The organism is Pseudomonas resinovorans NBRC 106553 (genome assembly GCF_000412695.1).
GTDB classification, from domain to species: domain Bacteria; phylum Pseudomonadota; class Gammaproteobacteria; order Pseudomonadales; family Pseudomonadaceae; genus Metapseudomonas; species Metapseudomonas resinovorans_A.
The window spans coordinates 2,865,537-2,883,926 of sequence record NC_021499.1 but is presented as its reverse complement, the minus strand read 5'-3'; the positions used below and the strand labels follow the sequence as shown (position 1 = coordinate 2,883,926).

16 protein-coding genes are annotated in these 18,390 nt (G+C 66.8%); 10 read left to right on the top strand and 6 right to left on the bottom strand.

The window, feature by feature from the left end; genetic code table 11:
• Window positions 1–198 precede the first annotated feature (198 nt).
• Together aroQ and PCA10_RS12995 are read left to right on the top strand one after the other, a co-directional pair.
• Window positions 199–642 carry a type II 3-dehydroquinate dehydratase gene (gene aroQ, locus PCA10_RS13000; protein WP_016492550.1) on the top strand — a complete coding sequence of 148 codons (444 nt, stop codon included), beginning with the start codon at window positions 199–201 and terminating at the stop codon, window positions 640–642.
• Window positions 643–647: 5 nt separating this feature from the next.
• Window positions 648–1,505 (top strand): shikimate dehydrogenase, encoded by an 858-nt coding sequence (locus PCA10_RS12995; protein WP_016492549.1) that lies wholly within the window; start codon window positions 648–650, stop codon window positions 1,503–1,505.
• Between the two features lie 164 nt (window positions 1,506–1,669).
• Here PCA10_RS12995 and PCA10_RS12990 read toward each other — a convergent pair whose 3' ends face one another.
• Window positions 1,670–2,440 carry an IclR family transcriptional regulator domain-containing protein gene (locus PCA10_RS12990; protein ID WP_016492548.1) on the bottom strand — a complete coding sequence of 257 codons (771 nt, stop codon included), beginning with the start codon at window positions 2,438–2,440 and terminating at the stop codon, window positions 1,670–1,672.
• A 142-nt stretch (window positions 2,441–2,582) separates the two neighbouring features.
• On the opposite strand from PCA10_RS12990, the gene PCA10_RS12985 reads away from it, so the two are divergent.
• Genes PCA10_RS12985 through PCA10_RS12970 form a run of 4 tightly spaced genes read left to right on the top strand, consistent with a single transcriptional unit; the run spans window position 2,583 to window position 7,183 of the window.
• The gene (locus tag PCA10_RS12985; protein WP_016492547.1) at window positions 2,583–3,392 is read left to right on the top strand and encodes a shikimate dehydrogenase family protein; all 810 of its coding nucleotides are present in this window, start codon (window positions 2,583–2,585) and stop codon (window positions 3,390–3,392) included.
• A gap of 11 nt (window positions 3,393–3,403) precedes the next feature.
• Complete coding sequence (locus tag PCA10_RS12980) at window positions 3,404–5,116, top strand: FAD-binding protein (RefSeq protein ID WP_016492546.1); 1,713 nt, start codon at window positions 3,404–3,406, stop codon at window positions 5,114–5,116.
• 10 nt (window positions 5,117–5,126) lie between these two features.
• Window positions 5,127–5,447 (top strand): NIPSNAP family protein, encoded by a 321-nt coding sequence (locus tag PCA10_RS12975; protein WP_016492545.1) that lies wholly within the window; start codon window positions 5,127–5,129, stop codon window positions 5,445–5,447.
• Window positions 5,444–7,183 (top strand): FAD-dependent oxidoreductase, encoded by a 1,740-nt coding sequence (locus PCA10_RS12970; protein ID WP_016492544.1) that lies wholly within the window; start codon window positions 5,444–5,446, stop codon window positions 7,181–7,183. The genes PCA10_RS12975 and PCA10_RS12970 overlap by 4 nt, the downstream gene beginning before the upstream one ends.
• Here the strand turns inward: PCA10_RS12970 and PCA10_RS12965 are convergent.
• Together PCA10_RS12965 and quiC are read right to left on the bottom strand one after the other, a co-directional pair.
• Window positions 7,125–7,793, bottom strand: a complete 669-nt coding sequence (locus PCA10_RS12965; protein ID WP_016492543.1) for a TetR/AcrR family transcriptional regulator — start codon at window positions 7,791–7,793, stop codon at window positions 7,125–7,127. The two genes, PCA10_RS12970 and PCA10_RS12965, sit on opposite strands and share 59 nt — an antisense overlap.
• A gap of 96 nt (window positions 7,794–7,889) precedes the next feature.
• A complete protein-coding gene (gene quiC, locus PCA10_RS12960) occupies window positions 7,890–9,800 on the bottom strand; it encodes a 3-dehydroshikimate dehydratase QuiC (RefSeq protein ID WP_016492542.1) in 1,911 nt (636 codons plus the stop codon).
• A gap of 588 nt (window positions 9,801–10,388) precedes the next feature.
• Here quiC and PCA10_RS12955 point away from each other — a divergent pair.
• Both PCA10_RS12955 and PCA10_RS12950 read left to right on the top strand, forming a co-directional pair.
• Window positions 10,389–11,765 (top strand): MFS transporter, encoded by a 1,377-nt coding sequence (locus PCA10_RS12955; protein WP_016492541.1) that lies wholly within the window; start codon window positions 10,389–10,391, stop codon window positions 11,763–11,765.
• A gap of 90 nt (window positions 11,766–11,855) precedes the next feature.
• Window positions 11,856–13,478 carry a methyl-accepting chemotaxis protein gene (locus PCA10_RS12950; RefSeq protein ID WP_016492540.1) on the top strand — a complete coding sequence of 541 codons (1,623 nt, stop codon included), beginning with the start codon at window positions 11,856–11,858 and terminating at the stop codon, window positions 13,476–13,478.
• Between the two features lie 111 nt (window positions 13,479–13,589).
• On the opposite strand, the gene PCA10_RS12945 is transcribed toward PCA10_RS12950, so the two are convergent.
• The 3 genes from PCA10_RS12945 to PCA10_RS12935 form a co-directional block, all read right to left on the bottom strand.
• Window positions 13,590–14,468, bottom strand: coding sequence for a DMT family transporter (locus PCA10_RS12945; RefSeq protein ID WP_016492539.1), 879 nt, complete (start codon window positions 14,466–14,468; stop codon window positions 13,590–13,592).
• Window positions 14,469–14,520: 52 nt separating this feature from the next.
• Window positions 14,521–15,336 carry a sugar phosphate isomerase/epimerase family protein gene (locus PCA10_RS12940; protein ID WP_041770698.1) on the bottom strand — a complete coding sequence of 272 codons (816 nt, stop codon included), beginning with the start codon at window positions 15,334–15,336 and terminating at the stop codon, window positions 14,521–14,523.
• 386 nt (window positions 15,337–15,722) lie between these two features.
• Complete coding sequence (locus tag PCA10_RS12935; protein ID WP_016492537.1) at window positions 15,723–16,499, bottom strand: IclR family transcriptional regulator; 777 nt, start codon at window positions 16,497–16,499, stop codon at window positions 15,723–15,725.
• A gap of 276 nt (window positions 16,500–16,775) precedes the next feature.
• Between PCA10_RS12935 and PCA10_RS12930 the strand changes: the two genes are divergently transcribed.
• On the top strand, window positions 16,776–16,958 hold the full coding sequence (locus PCA10_RS12930; RefSeq protein WP_016492536.1) for a hypothetical protein: 183 nt from the start codon (window positions 16,776–16,778) through the stop codon (window positions 16,956–16,958).
• 96 nt (window positions 16,959–17,054) lie between these two features.
• Window positions 17,055–18,323, top strand: a complete 1,269-nt coding sequence (locus PCA10_RS12925; RefSeq protein WP_016492535.1) for an OprD family porin — start codon at window positions 17,055–17,057, stop codon at window positions 18,321–18,323.
• Window positions 18,324–18,390 lie beyond the last annotated feature (67 nt).

The following is an 18,390-nucleotide window of genomic DNA, read 5'->3' as shown; positions in this document are numbered from 1 at the left end:
CACCAGCATGGCACATGGGTCGAGACGGCGGTGTAGCGTCGCCCAGTGGCATTGAAGACAAACGGAACAGCTACACGTCCGATAACCGCACAGAACCCCCTGGGGCAAATTGACGTAATTAACTAGTTCGTACATTTTCTATCCATTGCGTCCCGGTGCTGTCGCCGGGGCTAGAACAACAATGGAGACACCGCTGCAATGACCCGTACCGTCCTGGTCCTCAACGGCCCGAACCTGAACATGCTCGGCACCCGCGAGCCCGCCAACTATGGCCATGAAACCCTCGCCGACATCGCTGCCCAGTGCAGCCAAACCGCCGCCGGGCTGGGCTTCGAGGTGGACTTCCGCCAGACCAACCATGAAGGCGAGTTGATCGACTGGATCCACCAGGCACGCGGACGCTGCGCCGGCATCGTCATCAACCCCGCCGCCTGGACCCACACCTCGGTGGCGATCCGCGACGCCCTGGTGGCCGCCGATCTGCCGGTCATCGAAGTGCACATCTCCAACGTGCACAAGCGCGAAGAATTCCGTCACCACTCCTTCGTGTCCGCCATCGCCGTCGGCGTGATCTGCGGGCTCGGCAGCCAAGGCTACAGCCTGGCGCTGCAACACTTCGGCCAGCTGTTTTCCAAGGTTTGACTGCCATGACCCAGAACACCTCCTCCGTTCTCGCCGGCCTGATAGGTGCCGGCATCCAGGCCTCGCGCACCCCCGCCATGCACGAGCGCGAAGGCGACGCCCAGGGCCTGCGCTACCTGTACCGGCTGATCGACCTGGACCAGCTGAGACTGGACAGCAGCGCCCTCCCCGACCTGCTCGGCGCCGCCGAACGCATGGGCTACACCGGGCTGAACATCACCTTCCCCTGCAAGCAGGCGATCATTCCGCTGCTGGACGAACTCTCCCCCGAGGCGGCCGGTATCGGCGCGGTGAACACCGTGGTGCTGAAGGACGGCAAGCGCGTCGGCCATAACACCGACTGCCTCGGCTTCGCCGAAGGCTTCCGCCGTGGCCTGCCCGATGTGCAGCGCCGCCAGGTGGTGCAAATGGGCGCCGGTGGTGCCGGCTCCGCGGTGGCCCATGCCCTGTTGGCCGAAGGCGTCGAGCGACTGACCCTGTTCGAAGTGGACGCCGTCCGTGGCCAGGCCCTGGTGGACAACCTCAACGCACATTTCGGCGCCGGTCGCGCGGCGCTGGGCAGCGACCTGGCCAACGCGATGGCCGAGGCCGATGGCCTGGTCAACACCACACCCATCGGCATGGCCAAGCTGCCGGGCACCCCGGTGGCCGCCAACCTGCTGCGGCCGGAGCTGTGGGTCGCGGAGATCATCTACTTCCCGCTGGAAACCGAGCTGCTCCGGGATGCCCGCAGCATCGGTTGCCGCACCCTGGACGGCGGCACCATGGCCGTGTTCCAGGCGGTGAAGGCCTTCGAGCTGTTCAGCGGCCGCAGCGCCGACGCCCAGCGGATGGTGGCGCACTTCACCAGCATGAATGGGTGAGTGACGCTCCCGTAGGATGGGTCGGGCGGCGTTCCGTGAGGTACGAAACCCATCGAAAGCGTTGGGCTTCGCTACGCTCTGCACCAACCTACGGCAGGCCTTTGGCCTGCTTCGCGAATGAATTCGCTCCTACAGGTAGGTGCCACACGCCCGTGTAGGAGCGATCAATCCAGCACCGGCTTCAACAGCGCCTGGGCCTCATAGAGGGCATGCAGGTAGCGCTGGCGCATCTCGTCGCCATTCATGCGTGAGGCATGGGTGGTGATCGTCAGGCTGGCCTTCAGCTCGCCCTTGCGATTGGTCAGGGGCACGCCCAGCACGCACATCCCCGCCTCGTATTCCTGGTCCACCACCGCATAACCCTGGGCCGCCACCTTGCGCAGCTCGTCCCGCAACTCGGGAATCTCCGCGCGGGTGAAGGGCGTCAGCCGCCGTAGCGGTACCCGCGCCAGGTACGCCTCCAGCTCCTCTTCGCTGAACGACGCCAGCCAGATGCGCCCGCTGGCCGTGCAGTACATGGGCATCCGCGAGCCGGGACGGATCGACAGCGAGGCGATATGGCTGTAGCGGCTGCGCACGATGTGCACGATGTCGTCGCCATCGCGCAGGCCCACCGACACATGCTCCTGGGTCGTCCGCGCCACCTGCTCGACGATCGGCCGCAGCATCCGTGGCAGCTGCGCGGAGTCCACATAGGCCTGGCCGATGCGCAACGCCTTGGCGGTGAGCCAGTACTGGCGGCCGTCGGTTTCAGCGAACCCCTCGTGCACCAGGGTCAGAAGGAAGCGCCGCGCGGCGCTGGCGGTCTGCCCGGACAGGGCGGCCGCCTGGGGCACCGAGAGGCGCGGGTGCTCGTCGCTGAACAGCTGCATCAGGGCCAGGCCCTTCTGTAGCCCCGCGATCAGGTCGCGGGGGTGGATCACCGGTGTTTTCATCGCCCTACCCGATCAAATTCGCTAAAGACTGCGATTATCGCATCACCACTGCGATAAACAACCAAAACCTCCTTCGGCTTCATTGGCCGCCCCTGGGGTGCCGGCAATACTGCCGGCACAACAACAAACCCAGGAGATCGACATGATCCGTGGTTCGACCCAGCTGGTGGCAATCATCGGCAGCCCCATCGCCCAGGTTAAATCGCCCGAGAACTTCAACGCCTGGTTCGCCGAGAACGGCCAGGACCTGGCGATGATCGCCGTGGACATGGCCGAGCAGAACCTCGCCGGTTTCATCCAGGCCCTGCGCGGCTGGAACAACCTGCGCGGCTGCGTGGTGACCGTGCCCTACAAACAGGTGCTGGCCAGCCAGCTCGACGGCCTCAGCAAGCGCGCCGCCGCGCTGGGTTCGGTGAACGTGATCCGCCGTGAAGCCGACGGCCGCCTGCTGGGCGACAACGTCGACGGCGAAGGCTTCCTCAAGGCGGCCCGCGCCCATGGTTTCCAGCCGGCCGAACGCCGCGCGCTGGTGATCGGCTCCGGCGGCGTCGGCGCGGCCATCGCCTACTCGCTCTGTGAGGGTGGTGTGCGCCAGCTGGTGATCGCCGACCTCGACCAACCCCGCGCCCAAGCCCTCGCCGAGCGTCTCCAGGCCGCCTTCCCGCAGCTGGAAATCGGCAATCGCTACGCAAGCCTCGAGGCCTTTGACCTGGTGGTGAACGCCACGCCGGTGGGCATGGGCGGCACCGGTGAAACACCGCTGCCCGGCGTGCTGCTGGAAACCCTGTCCCCCGCCGCCCTGGTGGCCGACGTGGTGACCAGCCCGGTGCTGACGCCGTTCCTCGAACTCGCCCGCAACCTCGGCTGCCGCATCCAGACCGGCCCGGAAATGGCCCGCGCGCAGATGGGCAACCTCGGCGCCCACATGGGCGTGATGCCCCTGGACGCCTGAGGAGTCCCGCCATGAACACTGCCGTGCAACCTCCCGAACAACTGGCGGGTAGCTGGGACCTGATCGTCCTCGGCAGCGGAGCCGCCGCCTTCGCCGCCGCCAACACCGCCGCCTGCAAGGGGCTCTCCGTGCTGATGCTGGAGAAGTCGCCGCACTTCGGCGGCACCTCGGCCATCTCCGGTGGCGCCGTGTGGATCTTCGACAGCGACCAGGCCCGCGCCGCGGGCATCCAGGACAGCGTGGAGGCGATCCGCACCTACCTGAAGAAGACCATCGGTGCCGGCTACAAGCCCGAACTGGTGGACGCCTTCATTCGCCACGGCCGCGAGGCCCTGGGTTTTCTCGAGCAGCACACCGAACTGGCCTACGCCCTGCGCCCCTTCTCGCCGGACTACTACCCGCTGGAGGACGGCGCCACCGACCGTGGCCGCGCCCTGGAGATGGTGGAGTACGACGGCCGCCGACTGGGCACGCGCTTCAAGCAGCTGCGGCGCCCGCCGGAAGGCATGCTGTTGTTCGGCGGGATGATGGTCAACCGCGTCGATATCCAGCATTTCCTCAGCTTCCGCCGCTCGCCCCGCTCCCTCTGGCACTGCATCAAGCTGATGGCCCGCTATGGGCTGGACCGCCTCGGCCATGAACGAGGCACCCGCCTGACCGTGGGCAACGCCATGATCGCCCGGCTGGCCACCAGCGCCTTCGAGCGCGGGGTGGAGCTGTGGCTGGAGAGCAGCGCCGAGTCGCTGCTGGTGGAGAACGGCCGGGTGGTCGGCGTGCGCGTGCGCAAGAACGGCCAGACGTTGCAGGTCCGCGCCCGCGCCGGGGTGGTCTGCGCCATGGGTGGTTTCGCCGCCGGCGAGATGGCCGCGTCTTTCCGCCCGGATACCGGCAGCGCCCACTGGACCATGTCCCCGGCCAGCAACGACGGTGCCGGCCTGGCCCTGGGGGCCGAAGTCGACGCCGCCACCGGTGAAGCCATGGCGGCCAACTTCTTCTGGGCACCGGTGTCGGTGCTGCAACGGCCCGGTGGCGAACTGGAGCGCTTTCCCCATCTGGTGACTGACCGTGCCAAGCCGGGAATCATCGCGGTCAACCGCCAAGGCCAGCGCTTCACCAACGAGGCCAACTCCTACCACAGCTTCGTCCAGGCCATGCAGCGGGACGGCAACACCCCCTGCTGGCTGATCTGCGATGCCGAGGCCATGGGCCGCTACGGCATGGGCCTGGCGCGGCCGAACCCGGTGGACAACAGCGCCCTGGTCAAGGCTGGCTACCTGCACCGCGCTGACAGCCCGCAAGCGCTGGCCGGCGCGCTGGGTATCGATGCGCAAGGCCTGGCCGCGACCCTGGCGCAGTACAACGAGGATGTCCGCGCCGGCGTCGACCGCCAGTTCGGCAAGGGCTCCACCAGCTACAACCAGTCCCTGGGCGACCCGCACCACCAGCCCAATCCCTGCCTGGCACCGCTGGGCCGCGCACCCTGGTACGCCATTCGCGTCGACACCGGTGACCTCGGCTCGGCCCGTGGCCTGGTGACCGACGCCAACGCCAACGTGCTGGACCGCCAGGGCCAGCCCATCGCCGGCCTCTACGCCGCCGGCAACGACATGAACTCGATCATGGACGGCACCTACCCGGGCCCCGGCATCACCCTGGGTCCGGGCCTGACCTTCGGCTACCTCGCCGCCTGCCATGCCGCCAACCACCTGCAAGCCAACCTCTGAGGACAACCCCATGTATTACGAACTGCGCACCTACACCATCAAGCCCACCAAGCTGGCCGACTGGCTGGCCCTGTACCGCAGCCACTGCCTGGAGCTGCAGACCGAGCACCTGGGCAAGCTGGTGGGCTTCTTCACCACCGAGTTCGGCGAAGCCAACCAGGTGGTGCATATCTGGGCCTACGAGAGCCTGGACGAGCGCATCGAGCGTCGCGCGAAGATGGCCGCCGACCCGCGTTGGGCCGAGTTCGGCCGCCTGAACAAGGAACTGGATGCCGTGGTGCATCTGGAATCGCGCCTGATGCGCCCCACCGGTTTCTCCCCGCTGCAATGAACAGGGCTACCCAACGCCAGTGCGACGTCCTGGTGATCGGCTCCGGCGCCTCTGGCCTGGCGGCGGCGGTCAGCGCCGCCCACCAGGGCCTGGAGGTGCTGGTGGTGGAGAAGGCCGCGCAACTGGGCGGTACCAGCGCCTGGTCCGGCGGCTGGTTGTGGATTCCACGCAACCCGCTGGCCCGCGCCGAAGGCATCGAGGACAGCGAGGAAGCGGTGGAAACCTACCTGCGCAACGAGCTGGAAACCGACGCGCTGGATGAGCGCCAGCGCGCCTTCCTGCGCCACGGCCCGGAGATGGTGGAGTTCTTCGAGCGTCACACCCAGGTGCGTTTCTACTCCGGCAGCCGCATGCCGGACATGCACGACAGCCCCGGCGCCGCCCGTGGTGGCCGCTCCCTCTGCGCCCGACCCTACGACGGTCGCCAGCTCGGACCCTGGCTGCAGGCGCTGCGTCCGCCCCTGGACCTGATCAGCCTCGGCGGCATGGGCATAGCCGGTGGCGCGGACCTCAACCACTTCCTCAATGCCCGTCGCTCGCCCCGTTCGGCCCTCTATATAGCTGGGCGCCTGTTGCGCCACTGGCGCGACCGTCTGCTGCATGGCCGTGGCCTGCACCTGGTCAATGGCAATGCCCTGGTGGCGCGGCTGCTGCGCAGCGCCCTGGACCTGGACGTGAGCCTGGAAACCGGCACGGCCGCCCGGCGCCTGCTGCGGGATGGCGAGCGTGTGATCGGTGCCGAGCTGGAGCAGGACGGACGCACCCTGGAAGTATTCGCCAGGCGTGGCGTGGTGCTGGCTTGCGGCGGCTTCCCCCACGACCGCCAGCGCACCACCCAGCTGTTCGGCCACCAGCATCTCTCCGCCGCCCCCCGCAGCAACAGCGGCGACGGCCTGCGTCTGGGTGAAGCGGTGGGTGCGCAGGTAGCGGACGACCTGTCCAGCCCCGCCGCCTGGGCGCCGGTTTCCCGGGTGCCCCGGACGGACGGCAGCTTCAGCGCCTTCCCGCACCTGATGGAACGCGCCAAGCCGGGCTTCATCGCCGTGCTGCGCAATGGGCAGCGCTTCACCAACGAGGCGGATTCCTACCACGATTTCATGAATGCGCTGCTGCGCTGCACAGCGCCGGGCGAGGAACCCGCGGCCTGGCTGATCTGCGACCAACGCGCACAACGGCGCTATGGCCTGGGCTGGGCGCGACCCTTCCCCTTCCCCACCGCTGGCTACGTGCGCAACGGCTACCTGCACAAGGCCGCCAGCCTGGCGGAGCTGGCGCGCCAGTGCGGCATCGATGGCGCGCAGCTGGAGTCCACGGTGCGGGCCTTCAATGCCCACGCCGAGCGCGGCGCGGACCCTGACTTCCAGCGTGGCGCTTCGGCCTACAACCAGGCCCAGGGCGAACCGCTGCACGGTCCCAACCCGTCGCTCGGGGCGTTGCGCCAGGGCCCGTTCTACGCACTGAAACTGGTTCCCGGCAGCCTTGGCACCTTCGCCGGCTTGCGCACCGATGCCACGGCGCGGGTGCTGGACGGCCAGGGGGTGGTTATCCCCGGCCTCTATGCGGTGGGCAATGACATGGCCAGCGTGATGGACGGACGCTACCCCAGCGGCGGAATCACCCTAGGGCCGGGCATGACCTTCGGCTACCTCGCAGGCAGGGCGCTGGCGAAGGAGGAACTCAGGCCTGCAGGTAACGCAGCACCGACTCGCAGATCATCGCCTTGTGCCGCGCCTTGACCTCGTCGTCGGTCAGGTCGATCTGGAAGATCTGCCCGAAGGTGTTGCGGTTGGACACCCTATAGAAGCAGAAGGAGCTGATCAGCAGATGCAGGTCCAGCGGATTGATCCCCGGACGGAACAGGCCCTCGGCCTGCCCGCGCCGCAGCACCTCGCCCATGGTGTCGAGGATGGTGGTGCTCATGGAGCGGATCGCCGTGAACTGCTTCACGTACTCGCCGTAGTGAATGTTCTCGATGGAGACGATGCGCACGAAATCCACGTTGCGGTCGTGGTGGTCGAAGGTGAATTCCACCAGCCGCTGGATCGCCATGGAGGGCTCGAGTTCGGCCAGGTGCAGCTGGCCTTCGGTGCTGCGAATGTCGCCGTAGAGCTTCTCCAGCACTTCGACGTAGAGCTGCTCCTTGCTGCCGAAGTAGTAGTAGATCATCCGCTTGGAGGTGTGCATGCGCTCGGCGATGGCGTCCACGCGGGCGCCGGAAAGGCCCTGCTGGACGAATTCGGTGATGGCCGCCTGGAGGATGTTCTCGCGGGTTTTCTCGGGGTTGTTCTTGCGGCCCTTGCGGGGAGCGTCGGCGGGCAAATCGGGCAATTCGGTCGTTGTTGTCATTATCGGCTCACGGCCAGCGGAAAACTGGCCTCGATTATGGGCTGGAGCGGCACCCGAAGGAAGCCCGGCACAGACGCTGTGCCGGGCCCCAGGACCTTACAGCTTGGCCTTGGCGAGCGCCCCGCTGCGGGCCTTGGCCATGGCCGCCAGGCGCACCGCGACGTTGGCCGCGCCGTAGCCGACATAGCCGTTCTTGCGCTGCAGGATCTCGAAGAAGAAGCGCCCCTCGAACGGCTCGGTATAGACGTGGAACAACTCGCCGCCCTGGGCGTCGCGGTCGTAGAGCACGTTGTAGTAGGCCAGTTCGCTGAGGAACTCGTCGTCGAAGTCGAAACGTGCCGCCAGGTCGTCGTAGTAGTTCAACGGGATGTCCAGCAGCGGCACCCCGGCGTCCTTGGCGCGGCTCACCTCGGCGAAGATGTCCTGGCAGGAGAACGCGATGTGGTGCGCGCCCGAGCCGCCATAGCTGGACAGCGCGTGGGAAATGGCGGTGTTGCGGTTCTCCGAGATGTTCAGCGGCAACCGGATGCTGCTGCAGCGGCTGCGCAGGGCGCGGCTCTTCACCAGGCCGTAGGGGTCCGGCAGCACCACTTCGTCGTCGGCCTCGAAGTCCAGCACGCTCTTGTAGAACAGCACCCAGCTGTCCAGGCCGTCGGCCGGCAGGGCCAGGGCCATGTGGTCGATCCGTTCCAGCTGGCCGGTCTGCGGGGCGTCGGCATCGAGGACGAAGTCGCTGTCATAGATGGTCTGCCCGGCCGGCGCCTGCTCCACCAGGTAGATCAGGCTGCCGTCCGGCGCGCGCACGGCGGGGATTTCCCGCTCGTTGGGACCTACCAGGCCGCGGAACGGCTGGCCCTTGAACTCGCGGGCGCGCTCCAGGGCGCTGGTGCTGTCCTTGACCCGCAAGGCGGTGGCGCACAGCGACGGGCCGTGGGCCTCGAAGTAGCCATGGGCGAAGGAATAGGGTTCGGCGTTGAGCACGATATTGATATCGCCCTGGCGCAGCAGGTTCACGCTCTTGGAGCGGTGCTGGCCGGCACGGGCGAAGCCCAGGCGCTCCAGCCAGCCGGCCAGTTTGGCGCCCTGGGCCTCGTCCACGGCGAACTCGAGGAACTCCACACCGTCGTAGCGGCTGGCCGGCGGCGGCGCGAAGAGAATGTCCAGGTTGGCCGGCGGCACCGGGTCCTTGGCCAGCAGCTTGCGGGTCTTCTCCTCCAGGTAGAGCAAGGAGCGCAGGCCGTCGGCGGCGTTGGCCCGGGGCGGCGCGGCGCGGAAACCGTCGTTGAAGATTTCCAGGGAAAGCGGGCCGGTATAGCCGCTGCGGATGATGGGCGCGAGGAAGCCCGCCAGGTCGAACTCGCCCTGGCCGGGGAAGCAGCGGAAATGCCGGCTCCACTCCAGCACGTCCATGGCCAGCAGCGGCGCGTCGGCCATCTGCACGAAGAAGATCTTGTCGCCGGGGATCTCGGCGATGGCGCTCGGGTCGCCCTTGATGGACAGGGTATGGAAGCTGTCCAGCAGCACGCCCAGGGCCGGATGGTCGGCCTGGCGCACCAGGTTCCAGACCTGCTGCCAGCTGTTCACATGACGGCCCCAGGCCAACGCCTCGTAGCCGATGCGCAGGTTGCGGGCGCCGGCGCGTTCGGCCAGCAGACGCAGGTCGTCGACGAGGATTTCCTCGTCCGGGAGGGAGTCGGGCTGGACGTTGCTGCACACCAGGACCAGGTCGGTGCCCAGCTCCTGCATCAGGTCGAACTTGCGCTCGGCGCGGTCGAGGTTCTTCTGCAGGCGGTCGCGGCGGCAGCCTTCGAAATCGCGGAACGGCTGGAACAGGGTGATGGCGATTCCGAGGTCGGCGCACATCTGGCGAATTTCGCGGGGGCTGCCGGCGTAGTACAGGAGATCGTTCTCGAAGATCTCCACCCCGTCGAAACCGGCGGCGGCGATGGCCTCGAGTTTTTCCGGCAGGGTACCGCTCAGGGAGACGGTGGCAATGGAACGCTGCATGCTTCAGCTCCTTGTGGATGGGCGCCGGCTCTGCGGTCAGCGGCCAGGAATACGGGGATCGGCCAGGGATACGAAAAATGCTTCGGTTTCGTAGCTGGATTGATTATTCGCGCGTAAAGTCAGCCCAGCAACGCAATTGTACGAACTAGTTAGTTTTGCGTTCGATTAACGCACAAAAGGCCGGTTATCGAATTGACGCTTTTTCGATCACTGCGCAACATGAACCCCATGTTGCAGACAACCCACCGGGTGGCATCACTGCCAGCCCAGTCATCCGGTAGGCCCTGCGATGGCAATCAAGTGTCACTACATAACAATTTCAAGAAACGGGTAACTGCTCATGCTCACCTCCAGCTCCCTGATCGAAGCCCCTCCTCTCCCGGTACGCGCCCGCCGGCGCCAGGTCCGACTGCGCCCAGCCGCGCGGCCCATCTGACCCGCCCCCCCTGAACCCAACCGGACAGCAGTAACCGGGCAGACTCCAGCCAGTCCGCCAGTCCGGTCACGACAGCGTGCATGCGTGCCGCTCCGGCCCAGTGTCGAGCGCATCCGCTCGCCCGGCATCTAACAAAAACAACGGAGACAACGATGGCTACTCCCTCCAGCTCCCAAGCCAAGAAAGCAACCGCCAGCGGATGGATAGGCTCCGCCCTGGAGTACTACGACTTCTTCATCTATGCCCAGGCGGCAGCCCTGATCTTCCCGCAGATCTTCTTCCCCAACACCGATCCGAAGATGGCCATCATCGCCTCGCTGGCGACCTATGGCGTGGGCTACCTGGCCCGCCCGGTGGGCGCATTCGTGCTTGGTCACTGGGGTGACACCCGCGGCCGCAAGAACGTACTGCTGCTGTGCATGTTCCTGATGGGCATCTCCACCATGGCCGTCGGCCTGCTGCCGACCTACCACGACATCGGCATGCTCGCCCCCGTCCTGCTGGTGCTCCTGCGCCTGGTACAGGGCTTCGCCGTGGCCGGCGAGATCTCCGGTGCCAGCTCGATGATCCTCGAACACGCGCCGTTCGGACGGCGCGGCTTCTACGCCAGCTTCACCCTGCAGGGCGTACAGGCCGGCCAGGTACTGGCGGCCGCCGTGTTCCTGCCGCTGGCCTACTTCATGCCGAGCGAAGCCTTCAACGAGTGGGGCTGGCGGATTCCGTTCCTGCTCAGCGCCTTCGTCCTGGTAGCCGGCTTCATCATCCGTCGCGAAGTCCATGAGACACCGGCCTTCGTCAACGAAGAGAACAAGCAGAAAGTCGCCAAGTCCCCGGTCGCCGAAGCCTTCCGCCATAGCTGGAAGCACATGGTCCTGGTGATGTTCATGGCCCTGATGAACGTGATCCCGGTGGTCGCCACCATCTTCGGTGCGGCCTACGCGGTGCAGCCGGCCTATGGCATCGGCTTCGACAAGAGCGTCTACCTGTGGATTCCGGTGGTGGGCAACATCGTCGCCGTACTGGTGATCCCCTTCATCGGCAACCTCTCCGACAAGATCGGCCGTCGCCCGACCATGATCGCCGGCTGCCTGGGCTCGGGCCTGCTCGCCTTCGTCTACCTCTACGCCATCAGCATCCAGAACATGCCGCTGGCCTTCGCCACCTCGATCCTGATGTGGGGCATGGTCTACCAGGGCTACAACGCGGTGTTCCCGAGCTTCTACCCGGAGCTGTTCCAGACCCGCTACCGCGTCTCGGCCATGGCCATCGCCCAGAACATGGGCACCATGCTCACCGCGATGCTCCCGGCCATCTTCGCCGCCGTCGCCCCGCCCGGTTCGGAGAACATCCCGCTGGTGGTCGGCAGCCTGGCCTTCCTTATCACCTGCGTCTGCGCCCTGGCCGCCTACATCGCGCCGGAAACCAACCGCCTGGCCATGGAAGACCTCGGCAAACCGGGCGCCAAGCCGATGGACAAGCAGGAGTACGAAACCAACCGCGCCAACAGCATGCGCGCCGTCAGCCACTGATAGCGCCAACCGCAAGCGAAGAGGGCCCCAATCGGGGCCCTCTTCGTTTCCACGGATCGACCTTCACCGCTCATGACAATGGAGATGAGCATGGCATTCCTTCGTCTCAGCATCGCCCGCCGCGCCCTGGTCAGCTTCGGCCTGATCGCCCTGTTGGTCCTGCTGCAGGGCCTGTTCGCCCTGCGCCAGGTGGCGGAAGTACGCGCCACCGGCCAGCACACCGAGAACGTATCGCTGCCCAGCACCCGCTACCTGGGCGAGATCCGCGACTACATCCTCAGCATCCGCGTACTGAGCCTGCGCATGGCGCTGAACCGCGAGCCCGAGGTCCTCGGCCCCACCGTCGAGCGCCTGCACCTGGTGGAAGGCTGGCTCGACCAGGCCCTGAAGAAATTCCAACCCCTGGTGCGCGACTACAACCGCCAGCAGTACCAGGCCTTCGCCGCCACGGTGGCCGAGTACAGCCAGGTGCTGGATCGCTACGAACAACTCTCCGCCGATGGCCGCCTGGAAGAGATGAGCCGGCTGCTCAATGGCGAGATCCAGGCGCTGTCCACCCGCACCGGCGATCAGTTCGCCCTGCTGATGAAGCTGACCAGCGAGGAAGTCGCCCGCTCCGCGCAGCACGCCGACGACCTGTATGCCGGGGTCAAGCGCACCGTAATCGGCGCCCTGCTGGCGGTGGCCCTGCTCACCGCCCTCCTCGCCTGGCTGCTGACCCGCAGCATAGTGGGGCCGATCCGCGACGCCGTGGCGGTGGCCGAACGCATCGCCGAGGGCGATCTCAGCCAACCGGTGCGGGTCCGCGGCGAGGATGAAACCGGCCGCCTGCTCGGCGCCCTGGCGCGCATGCAACAGGGCCTGCGCGACACCCTGGAGCTGATCGCCGGCTCGTCCCGGCAACTGGCCGGCGCCGCCGAGCAGATGAGCCGTGGCACCGAGGAAAGCTCGGGACGGCAGCTGCAGCAGCACGACGAAATCCAGCAGGCCGCCACCGCGGTCACCGAAATGACCACCGCCGTGGAAGAAGTCGCGCGCAACGCGGTGTCCACCTCCGATGCCACCCGCCAGTCGGCCACGGCGGCCAGCCAGGGCCAGGCGCGGGTCGAGGAAACCATCGGCTCGATCCAGCGGGTGCGCGGCGAAGTGCACACCGCCTCCGCCCAGGTGCAAGCCCTGGCCGAGCAATCGCGGGAAATCGGCAAGGTACTGGACGTGATCCGCGCCATCGCCGAGCAGACCAACCTGCTGGCCCTCAATGCGGCGATCGAAGCGGCCCGCGCCGGCGAAGCGGGACGCGGCTTCGCCGTGGTGGCCGACGAGGTCCGCGCCCTCGCCCACCGCACCCAGCAGTCGACGCGGGAGATCGAGCAGATGATCGCCAACGTGCAGAGCGGCACCGATGGCGTGGTGCAATCCATGGAAGGCAATAGCCAGCGGGTCGCCAGCACCCTGGAAATCGCCGAACGCGCGGGTGCCGCGCTGGACGCCATCACCCGGGCCATGGAGGAGATCCACGAACGCAACCTGGTGATCGCCAGCGCGTCGGAGGAACAGGCCCAGGTGGCCCGCGAGGTGGATCGCAACCTGCTGAACATCAGCGACCTGTCCCACCGCAGCGCCGAAGCCTCGGCCCAGGTCAAGGACGCCAGCCAGGAGTTGTCGCGCCTTGCCCTGGAACTGCAGGAACGGGTGGTGCGGTTCCGGCTGTAGCCGGTCCGTAGGATGGTTCGGGCGGCGCTCCTCTGAGCTTGCGATACCCATCAATCCGGACCGCATGGGTATCGCTCCGCTCAACCCATCCTACGGCCAAGCCATACCGCCTCAGGCGCGGCGCTGCATCCACGCGGCGCCCAGGCCGCTCAGGCAGATGATGGCGATGCCCACCAGGGTGCTGGTTTCGGGCACATGGGAAAAGATCAGGAAGCCCAGCAAGCCGGCGAACACGATCTGGCAGTAGCCGAATGGCGCCAGCAGCGCCGGCGCCGCCAGGCGGAACGCCTGGGTCAACAGCAGGTGCGCGGTCATCCCGGCGGCACCCAGGGCCAGCATCAGCAGGCCATGGCCCAGGCTCGGCACCTGCCAGAAGAACGGCACCAGAGCGCTCATCACCAGGGTGTTGCACAGGCCGGCGAAGAAGTTGCTGGTGGTCGGGCTGTCGTGGCTGGCGACCAGGCGGGTGAGGATCTGGTAGAAGCAGAAGCCCAGGGCCGAGCAGAACGGCAGCAGCACCGCCGGGGTGTACAGCTCACCGCCCGGATGCACGATCACCAGCACACCGATGAAGCCCATCACCACGACCAGCCATTGCCCGAGGCTGACCTTCTCTTTCAGCAGCGGCACCGAGAGCGCCGTCACCAGCACCGGTGCCAGGAAGTTCACCGCCGTGGCTTCGGCCAGGGGGATGTATTGCAGGCCGGCGGTGAACAGCAGGCTGGTGCTGAGCAGGCTCAGCGCACGCAGCAGCTGGAGCAGCGGTCGCTTGGTCCGCAGTACGCGCAGGCCCGCGCTGGGCAGGAAGATGCCGGCCATCAGCAGGGTATGCACCAGGTAGCGGACCCAGACCACCATCACCACCGGGTAGAGGCCGCCAAGGAATTTGGAGAGGGCATCGTGCCCGGCGAAGAGAAAGGTGGCCAGCACCACCAGCAGGATGCCCCGCAGCGGTTGGTTGGCTCCGGACAGCGGGGTACTGATGCTCATGGGTCACTCGAAAAAAGGCACGCGGCCCAGCCGACCGCGCGCAAAGTGGAACTCAGATCCGCTCGAGGAGCACGCGCGCCTTGTCCATCGCCATCCGCGCGCGCTCCTCGCCGCTGACGCCCTGCTCCATCAGCTGCCGCGTGGGAATCTCCAGGCTGAGCGGGATGTCGTGGGGCAGCGTGCGCAGCAGGCCGACCAGGTCGCAGTCGCCATCACCGGGGAAGCGTCGCTCGTTGCGCGCCTGGCGCAGTATCTCGTCCATGTCGTCCGGTCGCGGCCCGGCTACATCGCAGAGCTGGGCGTAGCGCAGGCGCGATGGCGCCACCCGGGCCAGGTCTTCCAGGCTGGATGCCGAACGATTGAAGTGGAAGGCATCCACCAGCACCCCGCCGTTATCACGCCCGGCGTTCTCGACGATGCGCAGCGCCTGGGTCAGGTCGCGGGCATCGGTCCAGGGCATGAACTCCAGGCTCGGGTGAATGCCATAGGGCGCGGCCAGGTCGCAGAAAGCGGCGAAGTTGTCGGTCAGGCGCGCCTCAATGCCATCGTTGCCGGCCACCAGCACCTCGCTGGCGCCGAACTCCGCGCCCGCCGCCAGGATGGGCTCGAAATCGGCCACACGGGTGTCCGCCTTGAGGCGCAGGATTTCGATATCCATCACCTTGATCCCGGTATCGCGCAGGCGCTCGAGGGTCTGGCGACGCAGGGCGGCATCGGCCACCAGCGGGAAGTGATATTCCTCCGGCGTGGCCGGCACCAGGCGCAGCCCGACGTGGCTGTAACCGGTGCGCGCGGCCACTTCCACCATCTGCGGCGGCGAGAGTTCGAGGACGGTCAAGGCGGCAAGGGAGAAAATTCGGTCGGTCATGCTGTTCTCGGAATCGGGTTCCACAATCGTTCTAGCGATATTTAGAACAAGGTTCCACATTTTCGCAAGAAGAGATTTTCCGCGATGAACCTGTAGGAGCGATTTCAATCGCGAACCGGGCCGAAGGCCTGCCCCTCGAATCCGCCGTGGCAGCTGCGCTGCCATTCGCGAATGAATTCGCTCCTACACGGGATGTCGAGAAACGTAGCCCGGATGAAATCCGGGAGCGGCGGCCGGATGGTCCCCGGATTTCATCTGGGCCACTGACTGGGTGGATCACGCTTCACCGGTCCACCATCCGAGGTCCGGCATAGCGTCGCTGGTGGATGGAAGAGCGCCATCCACCCTTGAAGGGAGGGCGTCGACAGGGAATCAACGCCGATGGATCAGACGAAGAATTCCGACGCCTGGCTCGCCGCGGAAAGCTCCGCGCTGGCCTCCAGCAGCTGCGGCGCCACGTCGTGCATGCGCTCCTCGGGCAGACGCGCGCTGGGGCCGGCGACGCTCAGCACGCCGATGGCACGACCGCTTTGCGGGTCGCGCACCACGCAGGCCAGGGCCGAGGTGCCCAGCGCCGAACTTTCCACCACCCAGGCATAGCCGCGCTCGCGGGCCAGGCGCAGGCGCTCCAGCAGTTCGATATTGGAGCGCGGCGCGTTGGGGCCGAAGTCGGCGCGGTCGCCCACGCCCTGGCGCTCCACCAGCCCCAAGGCCTCGGCGTCGCTCAGGCTGGCCAGCCAGGCATGCCCGGAGGCGGTGTAGAACAGCGGCGCGTCACGCCCCATGTCCGGGTCGTAGCGCAAGCCGGAACGCGCCCCCTGGGATTTGACGATCCAGGTCAGGCGGTCGCCCTCGATCACCCCCAGGCGCACCAGTTCGCCGGTTTCCCGGGCCAGGCGGTCGAGGATCGGCTGGACGATATCCGCGCCGCTGCTCGCCAGGTAACGGAAGGCCATCGCCACCAACCGGGTGGACAGGTGATAGCGGCTGTTTTCCTGGTTCTGGCGCACATAGCCGAGGCGGATCAGCTCGGCCAGCATGCGGTGAGTGGCGCTCTTGGGAATGTCCAGCTCATCGGCCAGGGTCTGCATGGGCACGCCGCCGGGGTCGCGGGTCAGGCGTTCGAGGAGATTGAAGGCGCGTTCGATCTGGCTGCCGGCCATGGGATGGGATCCTTGTGGGTGTGGGCCGATTCTAAAAGACAACCGCCACCCTCTGAAACCTGGAACCGCGACAAGGGTTTCCGGGATTTCGACACGAATAATGTACGGAATAGTTAGTTTTCGTTCGATGATCGAACAGAAGCGTTCCCGATCAATTGAACGACAGGCCGGCGGATTTCACTATCGGTCCCAGGTGCGAGGCGTTGCCGCAACCAGCCTGCGATCCATGCAACGCCTCGCCGTTTACCGACATAAATACAAGAAAGGTCGACCACGATGCTCCAGCCCCGTACCCCCCTTGCCTCGCCGCCCGCCCCCGGGCCGCTCTTCGATTGCGCGTCTCCTTTCGCCTCCATTGCCCTGGTCCAGCCGGCGCATGGCGAGCGCTTGGGCGACCACCTGGGTGACCGCTTGCAGCGCTGCCTCGCGCGCCTGTTCGAGCGCCGCAAGACCCGCTGACACCCCGGTTCCATCCCCTTGACCAGTCATCGCGCTTTCGCCGCGAAGGGGTGCCTGCGCACCCGCAAAACAACAATCAAAGAGGCCAACACGAGCATGAACCCCATCCGCCGCCAGCCCCAACGCTTCGTCCCCTGCATTCTCGCCGCCGCCGTCACCCTGGCCGCCCTGCCCGTGCAGGCCGCCGACGAGCACGGTTTCGTCGAAGACGCCACGGTTGGCCTGAACCTGCGCAACTTCTACATCAACCGCAACTTCGTGAACCCGACCAACCCCCAGAGCAAGGCCGAGGAGTGGACCCAGAACTTCATCCTCGATGCCCGCTCGGGCTTCACCGAAGGGCCGGTGGGCTTCGGCGTCGACATGCTCGGCCTGCTCTCGGTCAAGCTCGACGGCGGCCGCGGCACCCGCGGCACCCAGTTGCTGCCGGTGCACAGCGATGGCCGTCCGGCCGACGACTTCGGCCGCCTGGGCGTGGCCGGCAAGATGCGTGTGTCCAAGACCGAGCTGAAGGTGGGCGAGTGGATGCCGGTGCTGCCGATCCTGCGCTCCGACGACGGCCGCTCCCTGCCGCAGACCTTCCGTGGCGGCCAGGTGACGTCCCAGGAAATCGACGGCCTGACCCTCTACGGTGGCCAGTTCCGCCAGAACAGCCCGCGTAACGACGCGAGCATGGAAGACATGTCGATGAACGGCCGCGCGGCCTTCACCTCCGACCGCTTCAACTTCGCCGGCGGCGAATACGCCTTCAACGAGAAGCGCACCCTGGTGGGCCTGTGGTACGCCGAGCTGGAAGACATCTACCAGCAACAATACCTGCAGGTGATGCACAGCCAGCCGGTGGGCGACTGGACCCTGGGCGCCAACCTCGGCTACTTCAACGGCAAGGAAAACGGCAGCGCCCTGGCCGGCGACCTGGACAACCACACCTGGTCCGCCCTGCTCTCGGCCAAGTACGGCGGCCACACCTTCTATGTCGGCCTGCAACGCGTCGGCGGCGACGACGCCTGGATGCGCGTCAACGGCACCAGCGGCGGCACCCTGGCCAACGACAGCTACAACTCCAGTTTCGACAACGCCCGGGAGAAGTCCTGGCAGGTGCGCCACGACTACAACTTCGCCGCCCTCGGCGTACCCGGCCTGACCCTGATGAACCGCTACATCAGCGGCGAGGACGCCGAAGTGGGCGCGGTCACCGACGGCAAGGAATGGGTCCGGGAAAGCGAGCTGGGCTACACCGTGCAGAGCGGTGCGCTCAAGGCGCTCAACGTGCGCTGGCGCAACTCCAGCATCCGCCGCGACTTCAACAACAACGAATTCGACGAGAACCGCCTGATCATCAGCTACCCGCTGTCGATCCTCTGATCCTTTGGTCTGCGTGCAATGACCCCTTTGGCCCGCCTCTTCGGCGGGCTTTTTTATGGAGCCGGGT

Excerpts from the sequence above, each read along its gene's own strand:
- aroQ (WP_016492550.1), top strand. The coding sequence starts at position 199 with ATGACCCGTACCGTCCTGGTCCTCAACGGCCCGAACCTGAACATGCTC.
- PCA10_RS12995 (WP_016492549.1), top strand. The coding sequence starts at position 648 with ATGACCCAGAACACCTCCTCCGTTCTCGCCGGCCTGATAGGTGCCGGC.
- PCA10_RS12990 (WP_016492548.1), bottom strand. The coding sequence starts at position 2,440 with ATGAAAACACCGGTGATCCACCCCCGCGACCTGATCGCGGGGCTACAG.
- PCA10_RS12985 (WP_016492547.1), top strand. The coding sequence starts at position 2,583 with ATGATCCGTGGTTCGACCCAGCTGGTGGCAATCATCGGCAGCCCCATC.
- PCA10_RS12980 (WP_016492546.1), top strand. The coding sequence starts at position 3,404 with ATGAACACTGCCGTGCAACCTCCCGAACAACTGGCGGGTAGCTGGGAC.
- PCA10_RS12975 (WP_016492545.1), top strand. The coding sequence starts at position 5,127 with ATGTATTACGAACTGCGCACCTACACCATCAAGCCCACCAAGCTGGCC.
- PCA10_RS12970 (WP_016492544.1), top strand. The coding sequence starts at position 5,444 with ATGAACAGGGCTACCCAACGCCAGTGCGACGTCCTGGTGATCGGCTCC.
- PCA10_RS12965 (WP_016492543.1), bottom strand. The coding sequence starts at position 7,793 with ATGACAACAACGACCGAATTGCCCGATTTGCCCGCCGACGCTCCCCGC.
- quiC (WP_016492542.1), bottom strand. The coding sequence starts at position 9,800 with ATGCAGCGTTCCATTGCCACCGTCTCCCTGAGCGGTACCCTGCCGGAA.
- PCA10_RS12955 (WP_016492541.1), top strand. The coding sequence starts at position 10,389 with ATGGCTACTCCCTCCAGCTCCCAAGCCAAGAAAGCAACCGCCAGCGGA.
- PCA10_RS12950 (WP_016492540.1), top strand. The coding sequence starts at position 11,856 with ATGGCATTCCTTCGTCTCAGCATCGCCCGCCGCGCCCTGGTCAGCTTC.
- PCA10_RS12945 (WP_016492539.1), bottom strand. The coding sequence starts at position 14,468 with ATGAGCATCAGTACCCCGCTGTCCGGAGCCAACCAACCGCTGCGGGGC.
- PCA10_RS12940 (WP_041770698.1), bottom strand. The coding sequence starts at position 15,336 with ATGACCGACCGAATTTTCTCCCTTGCCGCCTTGACCGTCCTCGAACTC.
- PCA10_RS12935 (WP_016492537.1), bottom strand. The coding sequence starts at position 16,499 with ATGGCCGGCAGCCAGATCGAACGCGCCTTCAATCTCCTCGAACGCCTG.
- PCA10_RS12930 (WP_016492536.1), top strand. The coding sequence starts at position 16,776 with ATGCTCCAGCCCCGTACCCCCCTTGCCTCGCCGCCCGCCCCCGGGCCG.
- PCA10_RS12925 (WP_016492535.1), top strand. The coding sequence starts at position 17,055 with ATGAACCCCATCCGCCGCCAGCCCCAACGCTTCGTCCCCTGCATTCTC.